The organism is Caballeronia sp. RCC_10, assembly GCF_041360715.1.
In the GTDB taxonomy this organism is placed as follows: Bacteria; Pseudomonadota; Gammaproteobacteria; order Burkholderiales; family Burkholderiaceae; genus Caballeronia; species Caballeronia grimmiae.
The window spans coordinates 372,909-390,308 of the sequence record NZ_JBFUPT010000003.1 but is presented as its reverse complement, the minus strand read 5'-3'; the positions used below and the strand labels follow the sequence as shown (position 1 = coordinate 390,308).

The following is a 17,400-nucleotide window of genomic DNA, read 5'->3' as shown; positions in this document are numbered from 1 at the left end:
GGAACAAGAGCCAGGGACGAGCCGCGCCTCGCTGCGAGGCGCGACGGCACAGTCTAACCGACTCGCCGACGCCTCACAGCGCGGAATGCCACCGATATTACCTGCCTAACCTCAGGCGATCTGCGCGAAGACCTTCCAGACTTTCTTCTGCTGACCGAGATCGCCTTCTTCGTATACCGAACAATCGAGACGCAGGTCGGTGTCGGCCATGTCGATCTGAAGGAGCGCGCAGTGATGCGGGACCTTCTTCGGGTTCTTGCTGACCTCGAAGTGCGAGCACGAGAGACACATGCGGTGCGCGGGAATCTGCTGCGCCGCTTCGAGTTGACGAATCGTCTTCAGCAGCGAGCGATAGAACGCCGCCTGCTCGTCCTCGCGCAAGGTGCCGACTGCTTTCGAGAGAAAGTCCGGCCATTGCAGCGCCTTCTTCGCGGCAGTGCGGCCGCGGGCGGTCAGACGAACCGCCAGCGCGCGGCCATCGTCGATGGCGCGGCGCTTTTCGACGAGCCCCTTGCCTTCGAGCGTGCTGACGGCATCGCTCGTCGTCGCGGCGGTCAACGCGGTTTCACGCGCGATCTCGCCAAGGCGCATCGGCCCTTTACGCTGCATCAGCAGCACGAGAATCTCACCTTGGGTCGGCGTGAGCCCCGCTCCTTCCGCCCACTCCCAAGCCTGGCTGCGCATCGCGGTGCTCAGCCTCAGCAGGCCGTGGGTCACCCGCCCCGTCGCCTGCTCTCCGTAAACGCCTTCACTCATAATATTTCGCTTGTTTTCCGCTTTATGGGTTTCGACGGCATGTTCGCCTGCAACTGCGAACCCCTCGTCCCGAAAGCCGCCCCGACTCACTTTGCCCGTTCGTCGGGATAACTCCCGGTTCGTGGTCCCCGCCGTCTCAAAATTCAGGCGTACCAAGCCAATTCGCTTTGCCTGAAAGGGGACATTGCCACCCTCTTCGTTTTGCGCCTTCTTTTACCAACCGTGGCGCTCTTTCGCCGACTATACCCCGCCGCCGGGAAAGTCGCCATTCTAAGCGACTGAGACGAAACGTACACCTTAATTATCCACGCAAAACTGTGGATAACCCGTGGAAAAGCGGCTTATTTCGTCGTGAGTGTATTTTCGGTAACCATCGGTACTGTACGGCAGACCACGTTCGGAGTCCGTTGCAGCCCTTCCGGCAAGGACGCTGCGGCAAACCGCTCGATGTTCGGCCTTTCGTTTGAGTAACCGACGGCAACAGATTCGTTTCGTTACCGACTATTACTCAGGTATACGGACGCTGGATGGAAACCTTAAGGATGCCATTCGGCTTTGCGCTAATCGCGCGGCGAGCAATTGAATTGCCGGCAACATGCACGCGTTTCATACAGAGCGATGCCTCAAACAAAAAGGCTGCCCGGAATCACTCGGGCAGCCTTCTTCGATTGTCGCTAAAGCGGGTAATGCGCTACGGTCTCAAGCGCGCCATTGCAGGCATTGCTGGCGGACGGCCTCGTGCAAGGACTTCTCCTTGTCGAATACGCCGCGCAGCCACGACGCATCGTTGACGCCGCCGCGCGCGATATCGGCGACCTGCGCAAGCGCCGCTTGAGAACCGAGCGCTTCGGCGTGCGGCGCGAGCACGTCGAGCGTTGCGAGGATGTCCTCCGCGATGGTGCGCCGCTCGCCCGTCTGCGGATGGATGCACGTGCCTTCCAGTCCGAAGCGGCATGCCTCGAAGCGGTTGAACGTGTAGACGAGATAATCGTCTTCTCTGGGCGTCAGCGGCTTGTCGAGCAACAGATAACGCGACAAGGTCTGAATGTAGCAAGCGATGGCCGCAGCGCGATCCACGGACAGCGGCGTGTCCATCACGCGAACTTCGATCGTGCCGAAACCGGGCTTGGGCCGAATGTCCCAGTAGAAGTCCTTCATGCTGTTGACGACGCCCGTGTTGACCATCTTCGAGAAGTACTCTTCGAAGCTATCCCACGTAAGCACGAACGGCGCGCGTCCCGACAACGGAAACGCAAACACGGAATTGAGCCGTGCCGAGTGAAAGCCCGTATCGACGCCCTGAATGTACGGCGACGAAGCCGACAGTGCGATGAAATGCGGAATGTAGCGCGACATCGCGTGCAGCAGGAACAACGCGCTGTTCGGGTCCGGGCAACCGATATGCACGTGCTGTCCGAACACGGTGAACTGCTTGGCGAGATAGCCGTACAGCTCGGAGATGTACTGAAAGCGCGGCGCGTCGTAGATCTGCCGATCGCTCCATTGCTGGAACGCATGCGTGCCGCCGCCCGCGAGCCCGACGTTCAGTTGATCGGCGGCAGCGATGAGCGTGTCGCGAATCTTGCGCAGATCAGTGACGGCCTGCTCGTGCGTCGTGCAGATGCCCGTCGAAAGCTCGATCATGCTTTCGGTGATTTCCGGCGTGATGTTGCCGGGAATCTTTTCGTCCTTGATGAGCCGCATCAGGTCGGACGCGGCGCGTGTCAGATCATAGTCGTGCGTATTGACGACCTGGATCTCCAGTTCCACGCCGAACGTGAACGGCTCGGAGTTGATGAATGGTTCGAGTGCCATGACGCCTCTTGTTGATCAATGCATGAGCGGCCGCGCGCGCTTACTCGCGGCGCTCGCCAACCGCCGACAAACTACGGTAAACCACGAAGGGCGTCGCGATCTGCAGCACGACGATCGAGCACATGACGATCGCGCGCAAGGTCGGGTCGTAGTCTGGATAGAGCACGTACATGTCGTCGACGAGCAAGTACGCGAGCGCCGACATCGGCGTCAGCGCGACGCCGAGCGCCGCCCCCTGCTTCCAGTTCAGTCCGCTCGGCTTCGCGAAGATCATCACGCCGACGAGCTTGCCGATCACACGCGCGACGATCAGCCCCAGCGCCGCCACTCCGCCCAGCGCGATATCGCGCCAGTGGAACGAAGTCAGTGTCAGCGCGAACAGAATGACGGTGAGAAGCCATCCCGCCGATCCGAAATGCGACGGCCACAACTGCGGCCGCTCGTCGGCATTCTTCACGATGATTCCCGCGGCGAGCAGCGCGAGGATCGTCGACAGCTTGAAGATGTGCGCGACCGCGATCGCCAGCAGCACGAGGCCGAACAGCGCGACGAACGAATGCTCGTCGTTCGCGTTGAGACGCCGGTAAAGCAGGTTGCACGCGCGCGCGAGCAGAAAGGCCAGCACCAGCGAGCCGAGCAGCAGATACAGCGGCTGAAGAATCGTCGCGAACGTGTTGCCGTAGATTTCCTGATGCAGCACGCCCGCCGCGAGCTTTTCGACGATCACCGCGTACATGCTGTTCAGCGCGGTTAGCGTCATCAGCCGCTGCGTGACCTGGCCTTCGGCGCGCAGTTCGGTTTTCAGCTGGATGACCATCGCGGGCGACGTGGCCATCGCGATTGCGGCGATGACGATAGAGGGCATCGTCGGCACGTTGGCGAGCATCAGCGCGATCAGCACGAGGATGAACGTCAGCGTCGATTCCGCGATGCTCGACAGAATCAGATAAGGATTGCGGCGGATCCAGCGAAGGTCGAGCCGTCCGCCGAGTTCGAAAAGCAGCAATCCGAGCGCGACATCGAGCAGCGGACGTGACAAGCCGCCAGCGCTGGCGTCGATGACGCCGAGACCGGCGTTGCCCGCGATCAGGCCGATCACCGCATAGCCCGTGATGCGCGGCAGCCGCCATGCGCGCCACAGCAACTCTCCGGCGAGACCCGCCGTGACCAGCGCGAGACCGGCCCACAGGATGGCGTCGGGTTCGAGCGGCCACGCGGGAAGAAATGAAAATGCCGAATTCATCTTATGGGCTTCTCCTTCGTTGCTTCAGCAGAGGACACGCTCGGTCGCGCGGGGCCGCGCGTCACAGCGAGACTCGCGGGAGACGCCGACACGCGCTACCCGATAACGACTGAGCGTAGGTTCATTCAGGCCAAACGAACTTGACCGAACACGGCGTCACGGTTCAGCCGTGTACGACTTGATGACGCGTCCGGCTCGAGCTGACTGGCTTGCTCGCATCCTGGCTCTCGGAAAGCACTGCGATGCGCCGCGCGCGAGCGCTGGCCGAACTTGGTAAACGACGTTGCGGCTTGGTGATCGGATTGTCGTTCCGCAAGCATCGTTCCATTGAAGCGCTCGCCGGCTGACCGGCGCGACGCAGGAAGAAGCGCGATTGTGCCACACGCCGGACCCTGCGACCGAACTGCAATCCCATGATTCGTAAGAAGTAAAAGCGACTGCTGCCCGATTCACGGTGGAAATTCCAACCGGTCGGGCTTCGAGTTTTCCGCCGCCGATGGCGTCGTCTTCAGGTGTTTACAGGTTTACTGTATGTATACGTAGTAGTAGTTAACAAGGCGCCGCCGCTTCTGTGGACAACTCGTGTTTACCGATACGGTTCAACGAGATGCGCGCCGAAGAACCGCGCGGTAAACATGTTCGCGCCGTGCCGTTAACACGGAACAACTTTCGGCCGTCCGACCGGTGCCTGCGGCTTGTCCCGTTTACGTGCACAACGCGTTCACAGCTCTTCTCGGCCCAATTCACCGGGTTATCCACAGCGTCACGAGGATAACTGCGGTGCGAGGACCGCTCCGTGACGTAACGCTCGCAGAAGGAATCGCGCCGGGTCGATGGCTTCGGCCAGCTCGCGTTCGATCGGCCACGGCTCGCCGTCGATCTGTGAAGCGATGAGCTCCGCCGCGAGCGCCGCCCATACGAGGCCACGCGAGCCGAACGCGAACGCGCCGTACAGCCCTTCGACGCGCGGCAAATCGAGCGGCCATGCGCCGGCCAGCCGCTGCGCGTCGCGGCGAGCGGCGGTTTCGTCGGCGAGTTGGCCGATCATCGGCATGCGATCGCTCGTCACGCAGCGAAACGCTACGCGTCCGTGCGACGCGGATACGTCACTAAGCGCCGGCAGCATCCGGCCGACGCGCTCCACGTTCTCCCGGTGTCCCGCGTCGCGCAGGCCGGGATCCGTGTCGTCGATGTCGTAGGTCGCGCCGATCAACGTGCGGCCGTCGCTCAACGGCACCGCGTATCCCTCGCCGATGACCGGCACGCGCAGCCCATCGAGCGGGCCCGCGTCGAGCAGCGAAAGCTGGCCGCGCACGCCGCGCGTCGGTTCGCCGTAGAGGCCGGCGAGGCGTGCGGCATCGTGCGCGTTCGCCAGCACGACGACCGGCGCTTTCGCGATCAATGCGCCGCTTGCATCGAACGCCTGCCAGTCCCGTCCGTCGTGCCCGATGCGCGCCACTTCCGTGTTCATGCGCGCGGTGAGCGCATCGCGGGCGGCGGCCAGTTGCGCCGCGCAGACGGCGGCCGGCGAAATGGCGCCGCCGCGCGGAAAGAACCATCCGCCGCGTGCGACATCGACGCCCGCTACCCGCGATGCTTCGTCGCGCGTCATCGGGGTGACGTAATCGCGCGGATAGCCGAATCGTTCGATGGCGTCGGCGAGCGCGTCCGCATCGTCCGGCGTATCGGCGATTTGCAGCAGGCCCGCGCGGCTGCGCTGCAAGTCGTGGCCGACGGCCTCGAGCCCAGACCATCGGCGCAGCGCGTGCAGAAAACCGGCGCGCGTCAGGCGGGCGGCGACGCTGTCGTCGCGCCAGACAATCGGGTGAAAGACGCCAGCCGGATTTCCGGATGCGTCGCGCGCGGGCGATGAGTGGCGGTCGATCAGCGTGACACGCCATCCGCGAGACGCGAGCGCCGATGTCATCGCGCAGCCCGCCAGTCCCGCGCCGATCACGATCGCGTCGCGCGCGGGTGCATTGCATGCGACCGGCGGATCGTGACGGCGCACCCGCCAGCGCGGTGCGAAGCGGCCCGTTATGCCGTCAGGCGTCGCGTGGCAATCGAATCCGGAACTTTCCAGCGTTTTGAGCAAAGCCGCTTTCGCAGGCTCGGGCGCCGAAGCCGAAAGCGTCGCGGCATCGGCGGCGAAGCGCGCGAGCGTTTTGCACAGCTTGCGCGGATCGTCGTGTTGCGACGCATCGAAGTGGATGGCATCGGCGCGCAGCCACAGTTTCGACAGCAGGTGGTCTTCGTCTTCATCGCCGATGGCGAGCGTCAGCACGACGCGCCCGGCATCGAATTCCAGGCGATGAACGCCTGGCGTACGCGTCGGCAAGGCTTCGCCGAGTTCGGCCGAAAGCGCGTCGTCATTTTCGTGAACGGTGAGCGGCGCGATCGCCACCAGATGCAGACGCTCGCTCCGCGCGCTGCATTCGCGCCACAGACGCCACACGGCAAGCAAGGCGTCTTGACTGCCGATACGCGCATCGGCCGCGAGGAAGGTGAAGATGCGCCTGTTCTTCCAGCGTGCGGGAAGATCGTGAAAGGCGAGAAGCGGCGAAGAGTGAGTCATGCGTCGAGCGGCGTGTTGGGGCAAACATGACACTGTATCGCCGGAAGTCAGAGCGGGCCGCACGCGATGGCCCGCGACTCGTCTGGACGCGCCAAACCCAATACGGACAAGCGTTTTCACGCTAAACGTTGGCAAAAACCAACGCGCGTTCGCGACTCGAACGCGTACTCCGCGGGCGTGCGCCGGCGTGCGAAGACTGCGCGCCAAAAATCCGCCGGCAACCCCTGGTTACATAAGGGTAAATCTTTGAAACCCTTATCCTGATTGGGTTTGCGCTGCGCTATCATACGAAGCGCCGCGTTTGAAGGCGGCGCGAGACTTTGATGTAAGGCAATGCAGACGAAGCGGCGCGAAACCGCGCCGCTTCGCCCGACGGGCAGGCCAGAAGGCCGCCCCTACTCGACTGCAGGGCTTGCGCACGTATAATCGGCGCGTTCGCGCTGTTCGTGTCAACCTAAACTGATAAAGGAACCTTAATGAACAAACAGGAATTGATCGACGCCGTAGCCGCCCAAACCGGCGCAAGCAAGGCTCAAACCGGCGAAACGCTCGACACGTTGCTCGAAGTGATCAAGAAAGCTGTCTCGAAAGGTGACGCGGTTCAGTTGATCGGTTTCGGCAGCTTTGGTTCGGGAAAGCGCGCAGCGCGCACCGGCCGTAACCCGAAGACCGGCGAATCCATCAAGATTCCGGCAGCAAAGACGGTCAAGTTCACGGCTGGCAAGGCATTCAAAGACGCAGTCAACAAGAAGTAAGCTGTCTGCCGTGTGGCGCTTCCCGCTCAGTTGCGCAGCGCCTCGCAGCGCCTGTTGGTCAGGTTCTTCCGCATGTGCGGAGATAAGCTGGAGACCATGAGAATTTAGAAACCCGCCTTCGGCGGGTTTTTTTATTTGCTCAGTGCCGGTGATCTTCGCAATCGCAGCCGGGGCCGTGGTCGTGGTCATCGTGGCCGCCGTGCTCATGCTCATGGTCATGATCGTGTTCTTCCACGTCCCACGCCGGGAACGGATCACTGAAGCGTTGCCAGCCATCCGCTCCGAGCGCCCATTCTTCGTCGGTCAGCAGGCATGCGTCGAACCTGCGCTGCCACGCATCGGCATTCAGATCCAGGCCGATGAGCACCAGCTCCTGCCGCCTGTCGCCGATGCTGTTGTCGTCGGGATCGCCGAACCATTCCGCGACGATCTCCGCTTCCAGCTCGGGGTCATCGGTCGGCCATTCGCTGCGATCCTGCGCCGCCCACCACACGCCCGCCGGGCCGTGACGCAGCGTTCCGCCCGCCTGCGACAACGATCCGCCCACGACACTGCGCGTCGCGAGCCAGAAGAAGCCCTTCGCTCGCAGCACGTCGGGCCATTCCTGATGCAGCAGGTTCCAGAGCCGTTCGGGATGAAACGGCCGGCGCGCGCGATACACATAGTGGCCGACGCCTGAATCACCGGCCTCGGATGTCTCGTCGCCGTTGAGAATCGAGAGCCAGCCGGGCGCGCTCGCCGTCGCATCGAAGTCGAAGCGGCCGGTGTCGAGCAACTCATCCAGCGGTGCATTGCCGAACTGAGCGCGAATCTGCACGGCGCGCGGGTTGAGACCGCGCAGCACCCGCGCCACTTTGTCGAGTTCCGCTTCGCTGACGAGATCAGTCTTGTTCAACACGATGACATCGCAGAATTCAATCTGCTCGACGAGCGTTTCGACGACCGTCTTGCCTTCGTCATGCGCTTCATCGCCGATAGCGATGCCGCGTTCCGCCAGCGAATCCGCCGATGCGTAATCGCGCATGAGGCTCGACACATCGACGACGGTCACGAAGGTATCGAGACGCGCGCGGCCGGCGAGCGCGGAGTCGTCGTCATCGGCGAAAGCGAGATGCTCGGCGATGTCCATCGGGTTATCGACGCCCGCCGATTCGATCACGATGGCATCGAAGCGCTGCTGGGCCGCGAGATCGACGATTGCCTGTTCCATGTCGTGCAGCGACTGGCCGGCGACCGTGCCGATGCGCACGTCCTGCTGATTGGCGAGCAACGCGTCGACGAGCGTGGACTTGCCCGCGCCGATGAAGCCCGAAAGCACGGTGACTGGCAGGGGTGTCTGGTTCATTGCGGGCGATCAGTGGAAGGGCTGCGGGGGCGTCGAGACGCCTAGAAGCGACGATTCTGCATCAAAAATGCAGCGAAGGCGGCGCTTGCGGCCGCGGCCCGTCGACGCCCGGATTTACTTGGCGGCTTGCAGCAGCTTCCAGCGCCGCAGAATCTCGATGATCTGCGCCGAGTATTTGTCGCGCAGCGCAGGTGTTTCGGAATGGTAAGCACCGACCGCCTGCCACGAATTGCCATACTTGTTCATCTTCTGGCGCAAATGCCACGCGGCGACGTAGACGCTCTTGCACGGCTCCATCAGCGTGCCGCTCGAGATGCCGTATTGGGACAGCGTGTTCAGGTGGATGGAGTTGATCTGCATCAGCCCGTAGTCCGTCGAGCCGTTGGCGTTCTTGTTGATGGCGTCGGGCTTGTTGTGCGATTCCTGCCAGGCGATGGCGCGCAGTATGAGCGGATTCACCTTTTGATACTTCGCCGCTTCGTCGAAGCAGTCGGCATGCGCCGCGCCAGCCGCCAACATCGCGCCGAACGCCATCACAGGTAATCGCAGGAATCTCTTCATTGTCTATCTACTCCATCCGCCGATGCGGAACGTCATACCGCCGACGCGACGCATGCGCGCCGTCGCCAGAAACCCATGTTCGAGCCGGGCCGGTGTCGGGAAAACCCGTGTGCCGGGCACGTGCCGGCCAAGCCGAACCGCCCGTATGATACCGGCTGACGTTTGAGGCCATAAGTTAGCTAGCCGACATAGGTCGGACACAATGCGCGAAGCGGATCGGCCGCAACCATGGACGGTTGCCAATACGCAGCTAAACGTATGAATAATAAAGTGTTGTATACGCGTTACAATTCGGCTCCCGCGCAAATTCGACTGAGTCGACGGAAGCCGCCTGACGGTATATCGGCAAGTTTCTGGAATGCTTCAACGGCGGCGGGAATCACTCGGCACGCAGCCGGCTGCAGCCATTACGTCAGCGAATTGGAATAAATTCGTTACGCAAAGCTGCTATCGTCACATTTTTATAAATAATCGTGGTGGGGCGGACACGCTCGCACCTCGGTCGGCAGCGCCGTCGGAATCATTGGCGCCGCCTTAGCCGGTTAATTTTTGTAGGCCGGCTCAGACATCACATCCATGAGAAGACAACCTATGGCACTGCGTCGCCACGCGACGGCACTGCTGGCGGCGGGACTTATCGTCGCGCAAGCCGCGCACGCGCAAGTGACGTTGAATTTCGTCAACGCCGATATCGACCAGGTCGCGAAGGCGATCGGGGCTGCTACCGGCAAAACCATCATCGTCGATCCCCGTGTGAAGGGGCAGCTCAACCTCGTCTCCGAGAATCCGGTGCCCGAGGAGCAGGCGCTGAAGACGCTGCAGTCGTCGTTGCGCATGCAGGGCTTCTCGCTCGTGCAGGATCACGGCGTGTTGAAGGTCGTGCCCGAAGCCGACGCCAAGCTGCAAGGCGTGCCGACCTACGTCGGCAACGCGCCCGGCGCGCGCGGCGATCAGGTCATCACGCAGGTCTTCACGCTGCGCAATGAATCGGCGAACAACCTGCTGCCGGTGCTCCGCCCGCTGATCTCGCCGAACAACACGATCGCCGCCTATCCCGCGAACAACACGCTCGTCGTGACCGATTACGCCGATAACGTGCGGCGCATCGCTGGCATCATCGCGGGCATCGATACGGCGGCGGGCCGCGAAGTCGATGTCGTCGCGCTGAAGAACGCGAACGCCATCGACGTCGCCGAGCAGATGAACAAGCTGCTCGATCCCGGCACGATCGGCAGCACCGACGCGACGCTCAAGGTCACCGTCACGCCCGACGCGCGCACCAATTCGCTGATGTTCCGCGCGTCCAGCAGCGCGCGGCTCGCGGCTGCGAAGGCACTGGCGAAGAAACTGGATGCGCCCACGTCGGAGCCTGGAAACATGCACGTCGTCGCGCTGCGCAACGCCGACGCGACGCGTCTTGCGAAAACGCTGCGCGCGATGCTCGGCAAGGGCGGCGGCGGGTCGGACAACACTTCGAGCAGTTCGGGCTCGAATACGTCGAACTCGTTCGGACAAAGCGGCCTCGGCAACTCGTCCACCTCGACGGGATCCGCCGGCATGCCGCCGCTGCCTGGCGGCATGAGCAGCAGCAGCAGTTCCGGCATGGGCAACAATCCGATGTCCGGCTCGGGCGGCAATCGCGACGGCAGCTTCTCGTCGAACAAGGACAGCGAGAGCGGCAACGATACCGGCAGCGGCGGCGGCATGATCCAGGCCGATTCCGCGACGAATTCGCTGATCATCACGGCGGCGGACCCGGTTTATCGCAACTTGCGCTCGGTCATCGACCAGCTCGACGCGCGCCGCGCGCAGGTCTATATCGAAGCGCTGATCGTGGAGCTTTCCGCGACGACGGGCGCGAACCTCGGCATTCAGTGGCAAGGCCTGCTGCTCTCGAACGGCGGCAACAACGCGCTTTACGGCAGCTCGAGCTTCGGCTCCGGCAACACGAACATCTTCGATCTGACCGTGCAGGGCAATGCGATCGCGCAGAATCCCTCCGCCATCACGTCGACGACCGGCCTGCTCGCCAACGGCCTGAACATCGGCCTGCTGCATCGTTTCGGCAATCTGTTCGGTCTCGGCGGGCTGTTGCAGGCGCTGTCGACGTCGTCGGATGCGAACATTCTCTCCACGCCGAATCTGATCACGCTCGACAACGAGGAAGCGAAGATTGTCGTCGGCCAGAACGTGCCGGTGGTGACGGGCTCGTATGCGACGCCGACTGCGAACGCGGCCACGTCGGTGACGGCGTTCAACACGTTCGACCGGCGCGACGTCGGCGTGACGCTGCACGTGAAGCCGCAGATCACGGACGGCGGCGTGCTCAAAATGCAGATCTATCAGGAAGACTCGAGCGTCGATGCTTCGACCAAGACCGATCCGGGCGGCGTGACCATCAACACGCGCTCGGTGCAATCGACCATTCTTGCCGACGACGGCGAAATCGTCGTGCTCGGCGGCCTGATGCAGGACCAGTACAACAACAACAACAGCAAGATTCCGCTGCTCGGCGACATTCCTTTCATCGGCAGCCTGTTCCGCAGCGAAAGCAAGACGCGCACGAAAACGAACCTGATGGTGTTCCTGCGTCCGGTCATCGTGCGCGACCAGGGCACGGCCACGCAGATCGCGAACTCGCGCTACGACTATTTGCGCCAGCAGCAATACGGATCGACCACGGATAACCGCCTCATCAAGGATCAGAACGTGCCGATGATGCCGCCGAAGCCGCTCGGTCCGAGCGAGGGCGGTGGCGCTCCGGCCCAGAATCTGCTCGACTGGAACAATCTGACGCGCGGCGTGCCCAGTTCGACGCTGCCGCAGGACCCGAACGCCGGCCCCGCGCCGCAGCCGTATCAGCAGGCGCCGCAGAGCACGTATCCGGCCCCCGCCAACGGCGCGACGAACGCGATGCCCGGCAACGCGGCGACCAACGCCATGCCGGGCAACGCGGCGACGAACAACTACGCGGTGCCGAACAATGCGCCGAGCGCCAGGCCGCTCGACAGCAGTCCGACAGGAGCCCGACCGTGAACACGGTGAACGCGGTAGTCGAAAGCACGAACCCCATCGCCGATGCGGCAGCGCACGGGGCCGCCACGGCCGCGTCGCCGCTTGCCGCGCGGCTCGTGCCTTACGGCTTCGCGCGAAGCGGGCAGATTCTGCTCGCGCATCAGCACGCGGACAACATCGAAGTCTGGATCAGCGAGCGCACGAGCGACGCCGCCCTCGCGGAAGTCGCGCGCAACTTCGGCGCGCTGTCGATCGTGCGCAAGTCCGCCGACGAACTCGCCGCCGCGATCAACTCCGCTTACGCCCGCAACGACGGCAGCGCCGCGCAGGTGGTCGGCGAAGTGGAAGGCGAAGTCGATCTGTCGCGTCTGATGCAGGACATTCCGGAAGTGGAAGACCTGCTGGAATCCGAAGACGACGCGCCGATCATCCGCATGATCAACGCGCTGTTGACTCAGGCGGCGCGCGAACAGGCGTCGGATATTCATATCGAGCCGTTCGAGAACGCGTCGGTGGTGCGGTTTCGCGTCGACGGCACGTTGCGTGATGTCGTGCGTCCGAAGAAGGCGCTGCACGGCGCGCTGATCTCGCGGATCAAGATCATGGCGCAGCTCGATATCGCCGAGAAACGTTTGCCGCAGGATGGCCGCATCACGTTGCGCGTCGGCGGCCGTCCGGTCGATGTGCGCGTGTCCACGCTGCCGACCGGCCACGGCGAACGCGCGGTGCTGCGTCTGCTCGAAAAGGACGCGCAACGCCTGAATCTAGAAACGCTCGGGATGGCGCGCGACACGCTCGTCAATTTCGACAAACTGATCGGCAAGCCGCACGGCATCGTGCTCGTGACCGGGCCGACCGGCTCGGGCAAGACGACCACGCTGTACGCGTCGATGTCGCGGCTCGAGACGACGACCACCAACATCATGACGGTGGAAGACCCGATCGAATACGACTTGTCGGGCATTGGGCAGACGCAGGTGAACGAGCGCATCGGCATGACGTTCGCGCGGGCGCTGCGCTCCATTCTTCGTCAGGATCCGGACATCATCATGATCGGGGAAATTCGCGACCTCGAAACCGCGCAGATCGCGGTGCAGGCGTCGCTGACCGGTCACCTGGTGCTCGCGACGCTGCACACGAACGATGCGGCGTCCGCCGTCACGCGTCTCACCGATATGGGCGTCGAACCGTACCTGCTCGCATCGTCACTGCTGGGCGTGCTCGCGCAGCGGCTCGTGCGCCAGCTGTGTCCCGTCTGCAAGGAAGAGCGCGAGGACGAGAACGGCGTGAAGCACTGGCATCCGGTCGGTTGCGACCGATGCGGCCAGTCCGGTTATGTGGGCCGTCGCGGCGTGTACGAATTGCTGCTGATCGACGACGAGATCCGCCCGCTGATCCATCGCAACGCCGCCGACGCCGAGATTCTCGCCGCCGGGCGCGCACAAGGCATGCGCACGCTGCGCGAGGACGGCAACCGCTGGCTGGCGGCGGGCGTGACATCGCTCGAAGAAGTGCTGCGCGTGACCGGTGGCGATTAAGGGCGGAGCGTAACGTATGCCAGCTTTCCGTTTCGAAGCGATCGACCACGCGGGCAAGACGCAGACCGGCGTCCTCGATGCCGACAGCGCCCGCGCCGCGCGCAGCCAGTTGCGCACGCAAGGGCTGACGCCACTGGTCGTCGAGGCCGCCGGCACGCGCACGCGCGGCGAGCGGCAGCAGCGCCTGTCGCTGGGGCGTCGGCTGTCGCAGCGCGAGCAGGCCATCCTGACGCGCCAGCTCGCGAGCCTGCTGATCGCCGGCCTGCCGCTCGGCGAAACGCTCGCGGTGCTGACGGAGCAATCGGAGCGCGACTACATCCGCGAACTGATGGCCGCGATCCGCGCCGAAGTGCTCGGCGGCCATTCTTTCGCCAACGCGCTCGCGCAGCATCCGAAGGACTTCCCGGAGATTTATCGCGCGCTGGTGGCGGCGGGCGAGCATACCGGCAAGCTCGGGCTCGTGCTGTCGCGTCTCGCCGATTACATCGAGCAGCGCAATGCGCTGAAGCAGAAGATCATCCTGGCGTTCACGTATCCGGGCATCGTGACGATCATCGCGTTCGGCATCGTCACGTTCCTGTTGAGCTACGTCGTGCCGCAAGTGGTGAACGTGTTCGCCAGCACGAAGCAGGCGCTGCCCTTCCTCACCGTGATGATGATGGCGCTGTCCGCGTTCGTGCGCAGTTACTGGTGGGCGGCGCTGATCGCGGTCGCGGTGTTTGCGTGGCTCGTGCGGCGCATTCTGTCGCGGCCCGGACCGCGCCTCGCGTTCGACCGCTGGCTGCTGACCGCGCCGCTCGTCGGCAAGCTGGTGCGCGGCTATAACACCGTGCGTTTCGCCAGCACGCTCGCCATTCTGACCGCCGCCGGCGTGCCGATCCTGCGTGCGTTGCAGGCCGCGGGCGAAACATTGAGCAACACGGCGATGCGCAATAACGTCGACGACGCCATCGTGCGCGTGCGCGAAGGCTCGTCGCTATCGCGCGCGCTCGGCAACACGAAGACGTTTCCGCCCGTGCTCGTGCATCTGATCCGCTCGGGCGAAGCGACCGGCGACGTCACCACGATGCTCGATCGCGCTTCCGAAGGCGAATCGCGTGAACTCGAACGCCGCACGATGTTCCTCACGAGCCTGCTCGAACCCTTGCTGATCCTGGCGATGGGCGGCGTGGTGCTGGTCATCGTGCTCGCGGTGATGCTGCCGATCATCGAACTGAATAATCTGGTGCAGTAATGAACGCCCTGCAAACCCGCCTGCTCACGCTTGCCGCCCTCGCGCTCTTTTGCGTGACGGTGACGTACTGGGTCGTCACGCTGACCTCGCGCCAGACCGCGCCGCTGCCCGCCGCCGCCGCGACGCGCACGCCATCGGTCGAGCAGGCCGCGACCATTTTCGGCGGGCAACTGGAGCGTCAGGCGAATTCCGACGTGCATCTGTTCGGTATTCTCGCGCTGCAGGGCGGCGCGGCGGCCATCGTCAGCTACGGCGGCGAGCCGGCGCGCGCGGTGTCGCTCGGCAGCGCGCTCACGCAGGGCGTGAAGCTGTCGGAGGTGCGGCCACGCTCGATCATCATCGAACGCAACGGCGCGAAGTCGGAAATCTTCCTGCCGCCGATGCCGCCCGGACCGACGATCTACGTGCGGTAATGCGCGCGTTGACTGCGGTCACGGCGCGGCGGGCGCGGATGGATAGAATGCCCGGCGGCTTCCATCATGTGTAAGCCGCTTGTCCTTTAATCAAAGCGGGCGCAAGCCCAGAATCAACCACGAGGTAGCACTCATGCAAATGTGGACTCAACGCCGCATGCAAATCACCCGGGCCCAGGCCCAGGGGCGTCGTCAACGCGGTTTCACGCTCATCGAAATCATGGTCGTGATCGCGATTCTCGGCATTCTCGCCGCGCTCATCGTGCCGAAGATCATGAGCCGTCCGGACGAAGCGCGCCGCGTCGCCGCGAAGCAGGACATCGGCACCGTCATGCAGGCGATGAAGCTTTACCGGCTCGACAACGGCCGCTATCCGACGCAAGAGCAAGGCTTGCGCGCGCTCGTCGAGAAGCCGTCGACCGAGCCCGTGCCGAACAACTGGAAGGACGGCGGCTATCTCGAGCGTCTGCCGGCCGATCCGTGGGGCGGCCAGTATCAGTATCTGAATCCGGGCGTGCACGGCGAGATCGACGTGTTCAGCTACGGCGCGGACAACAAGGCGGGCGGCGACGGCAACGATGCCGACGTCGGCTCGTGGCAATAGCCATTGCGTAGTTGAGAGATCAGCGTGAACGGGCATCGCAAAGCGCGTCGTCAGGCAGGTTTCACGCTGCTGGAAATGCTCGTCGTGCTGGTGATCGCCGGCTTGCTCGTGTCGCTCGCGTCGCTGCAGCTCACGCGCAATCCGCGCACCGATCTGAACGAAGAGGCGCAGCGGCTTGCGCTGCTGTTCGAATCGGCGGGCGACGAAGCGCAAGTGCGCGCGCGTCCCATCGCCTGGCAGCCGACCGAAGGCGGATTTCGCTTCGACATCCGCACCGAGGACGGCTGGCGTCCGCTGCGCGACGACCTGCTGCGCGCGCGGCGCTGGGAGGGCGGCGTGACCGGCGTGACCATCCAGTTTCTCGATTCCGACAAGTCGGTGAGCCGCCTCATCTTCGGCACGGAAGCCATCGATACGCCGATGGAAATCACGCTCGTCTCGGCGGCGGGCCGCGCGACGATCATCGGCAGCGGCAATGGCCGCTTTCAGGTGCGGTGATGCCAACGCGACGCGATACCTCCGGCTTCACGATGATCGAAGTGCTCGTCGCGCTGGCGATCATTGCGGTGGCGCTTGCGGCGTCGCTGCGCGCGGTCGGCTCGCTCGCGACGGGTGAAGCGGACCTGCATCGGCGGCTGCTCGCGGGCTGGAGCGCGGACAACGAACTCGCGCAGCTTCGCCTTTCGCACGTGTTTCCGGATATCGGCTCGCGCTCGTTCGATTGCTCGCAAGGCAACCTGAAGCTCGTCTGCACGCAGCGCGTCACCGCGACGCCGAACCCGATTTTCCGGCGCGTCGAAATGTTCGTCTCGACGCCCGGCCGCTCGGGCAATCTCGCGCAAATGGTCACGGTGGTGGCGAATGAAACGAATCGCTCGCTCTGAGGCCCGACGCAGCGGCCAGCGGCAGCGCGGTTTCACGCTGCTCGAAATGCTGATCGCGATTGCGATTCTCGCGGTGATCGCGGTGCTGTCGTGGCGCGGACTCGATTCCATCATCCGCTCGCGTGCAACCATCACCAATTCGATGGAAGACGAGCGCGTGGTCGCGCAGCTGTTCGACCAGATGCGCATCGACGCGCGCCAGGCCGCGACCGACGACGAAGCCGGCCAGCCCGCCGTGTCGCTCGGCAACGGCTCGCTGCAAATCGTGCGCGGCGTGTTTGCGCCGAACACGGCGCCGCGCTTGCAGGTGGTGCGGTATCGGCTCTCGAGCGGGCGCATCGTGCGGTATGCGTCGCCGCCGCTCGAAAACGTCGGCGAAGTGCGGCGCGCGCTGTCATCGGGCGATACCGCCGATGGCTGGAGCGCCGTGCCGCTGATGGGCGGCGTCGGGTCGCTGGCGACGCGCGTCTACATTCCGCAGAAAGGCTGGACGACGCGAATGGCCGACGTGCTCTCGCAGATCAACGACAACGACAACAACCTGAAGGTGCCGCAACTCGGCAATGCGCCGCTCGCGCGGGCGGTGTCGGGCATTCAGGTGGCGGTCGGCGCGCCGAATCTCAGCGTGCCGATCAGACGCGTGTTCCTGGTCGGAGAGTGAC

16 protein-coding genes are annotated in these 17,400 nt (G+C 64.0%); 10 read left to right on the top strand and 6 right to left on the bottom strand.

Annotated elements, in window-relative coordinates:
- Positions 1-111: 111 nt before the first annotated feature.
- The 3 genes from AB6804_RS09490 to AB6804_RS09480 all read right to left on the bottom strand — a co-directional run bounded on the left by AB6804_RS09490 (position 112) and on the right by AB6804_RS09480 (position 3,814).
- Positions 112-756 (bottom strand): MarR family winged helix-turn-helix transcriptional regulator, encoded by a 645-nt coding sequence (locus AB6804_RS09490; protein ID WP_035962093.1) that lies wholly within the window; start codon positions 754-756, stop codon positions 112-114.
- Between the two features lie 699 nt (positions 757-1,455).
- Positions 1,456-2,571 (bottom strand): YbdK family carboxylate-amine ligase, encoded by a 1,116-nt coding sequence (locus tag AB6804_RS09485; RefSeq protein ID WP_035962091.1) that lies wholly within the window; start codon positions 2,569-2,571, stop codon positions 1,456-1,458.
- 40 nt (positions 2,572-2,611) lie between these two features.
- Positions 2,612-3,814, bottom strand: coding sequence for a cation:proton antiporter (locus AB6804_RS09480; RefSeq protein WP_035962089.1), 1,203 nt, complete (start codon positions 3,812-3,814; stop codon positions 2,612-2,614).
- A 209-nt stretch (positions 3,815-4,023) separates the two neighbouring features.
- On the opposite strand from AB6804_RS09480, the gene AB6804_RS09475 reads away from it, so the two are divergent.
- Positions 4,024-4,161, top strand: a complete 138-nt coding sequence (locus AB6804_RS09475) for a hypothetical protein (RefSeq protein ID WP_160174714.1) — start codon at positions 4,024-4,026, stop codon at positions 4,159-4,161.
- A gap of 416 nt (positions 4,162-4,577) precedes the next feature.
- On the opposite strand, the gene mnmC is transcribed toward AB6804_RS09475, so the two are convergent.
- Positions 4,578-6,389, bottom strand: coding sequence for a bifunctional tRNA (5-methylaminomethyl-2-thiouridine)(34)-methyltransferase MnmD/FAD-dependent 5-carboxymethylaminomethyl-2-thiouridine(34) oxidoreductase MnmC (gene mnmC, locus AB6804_RS09470; RefSeq protein ID WP_370886223.1), 1,812 nt, complete (start codon positions 6,387-6,389; stop codon positions 4,578-4,580).
- 476 nt (positions 6,390-6,865) lie between these two features.
- Here mnmC and AB6804_RS09465 point away from each other — a divergent pair, with 476 nt between their 5' ends.
- The gene (locus AB6804_RS09465) at positions 6,866-7,144 is read left to right on the top strand and encodes an HU family DNA-binding protein (protein WP_035962086.1); all 279 of its coding nucleotides are present in this window, start codon (positions 6,866-6,868) and stop codon (positions 7,142-7,144) included.
- A gap of 139 nt (positions 7,145-7,283) precedes the next feature.
- Here AB6804_RS09465 and AB6804_RS09460 read toward each other — a convergent pair whose 3' ends face one another.
- Together AB6804_RS09460 and AB6804_RS09455 are read right to left on the bottom strand one after the other, a co-directional pair.
- On the bottom strand, positions 7,284-8,489 hold the full coding sequence (locus AB6804_RS09460; protein WP_370886222.1) for a GTP-binding protein: 1,206 nt from the start codon (positions 8,487-8,489) through the stop codon (positions 7,284-7,286).
- Between the two features lie 114 nt (positions 8,490-8,603).
- Entirely contained in the window at positions 8,604-9,050 is a 447-nt protein-coding gene (locus AB6804_RS09455) for a lytic transglycosylase domain-containing protein (protein ID WP_052005667.1), read from the bottom strand.
- Positions 9,051-9,641: 591 nt separating this feature from the next.
- Between AB6804_RS09455 and gspD the strand changes: the two genes are divergently transcribed.
- From gspD to AB6804_RS09415, 8 genes are all read left to right on the top strand, one after another.
- Complete coding sequence (gene gspD / locus AB6804_RS09450; protein ID WP_370886221.1) at positions 9,642-12,086, top strand: type II secretion system secretin GspD; 2,445 nt, start codon at positions 9,642-9,644, stop codon at positions 12,084-12,086.
- A complete protein-coding gene (gene gspE / locus AB6804_RS09445) occupies positions 12,083-13,603 on the top strand; it encodes a type II secretion system ATPase GspE (protein ID WP_370886220.1) in 1,521 nt (506 codons plus the stop codon). The genes gspD and gspE overlap by 4 nt, the downstream gene beginning before the upstream one ends.
- Before the next feature lie 16 nt (positions 13,604-13,619).
- A complete protein-coding gene (gene gspF / locus AB6804_RS09440; protein ID WP_370886219.1) occupies positions 13,620-14,837 on the top strand; it encodes a type II secretion system inner membrane protein GspF in 1,218 nt (405 codons plus the stop codon).
- Complete coding sequence (locus tag AB6804_RS09435; RefSeq protein ID WP_035962075.1) at positions 14,837-15,250, top strand: type II secretion system protein N; 414 nt, start codon at positions 14,837-14,839, stop codon at positions 15,248-15,250. Before gspF ends, AB6804_RS09435 begins: the two co-directional genes overlap by 1 nt.
- A 133-nt stretch (positions 15,251-15,383) precedes the next feature.
- Positions 15,384-15,854 carry a type II secretion system major pseudopilin GspG gene (gene gspG / locus AB6804_RS09430; RefSeq protein ID WP_280519414.1) on the top strand — a complete coding sequence of 157 codons (471 nt, stop codon included), beginning with the start codon at positions 15,384-15,386 and terminating at the stop codon, positions 15,852-15,854.
- Positions 15,855-15,878: 24 nt separating this feature from the next.
- Positions 15,879-16,352: a GspH/FimT family pseudopilin gene (locus tag AB6804_RS09425; protein ID WP_370886218.1), complete on the top strand. Its 474-nt coding sequence runs from the start codon at positions 15,879-15,881 to the stop codon at positions 16,350-16,352.
- Positions 16,352-16,738 (top strand): type II secretion system minor pseudopilin GspI, encoded by a 387-nt coding sequence (gene gspI / locus AB6804_RS09420; protein WP_370886217.1) that lies wholly within the window; start codon positions 16,352-16,354, stop codon positions 16,736-16,738. Before AB6804_RS09425 ends, gspI begins: the two co-directional genes overlap by 1 nt.
- Positions 16,716-17,399, top strand: coding sequence for a type II secretion system protein J (locus AB6804_RS09415; protein WP_370886216.1), 684 nt, complete (start codon positions 16,716-16,718; stop codon positions 17,397-17,399). The genes gspI and AB6804_RS09415 overlap by 23 nt, the downstream gene beginning before the upstream one ends.
- Position 17,400 lies beyond the last annotated feature (1 nt).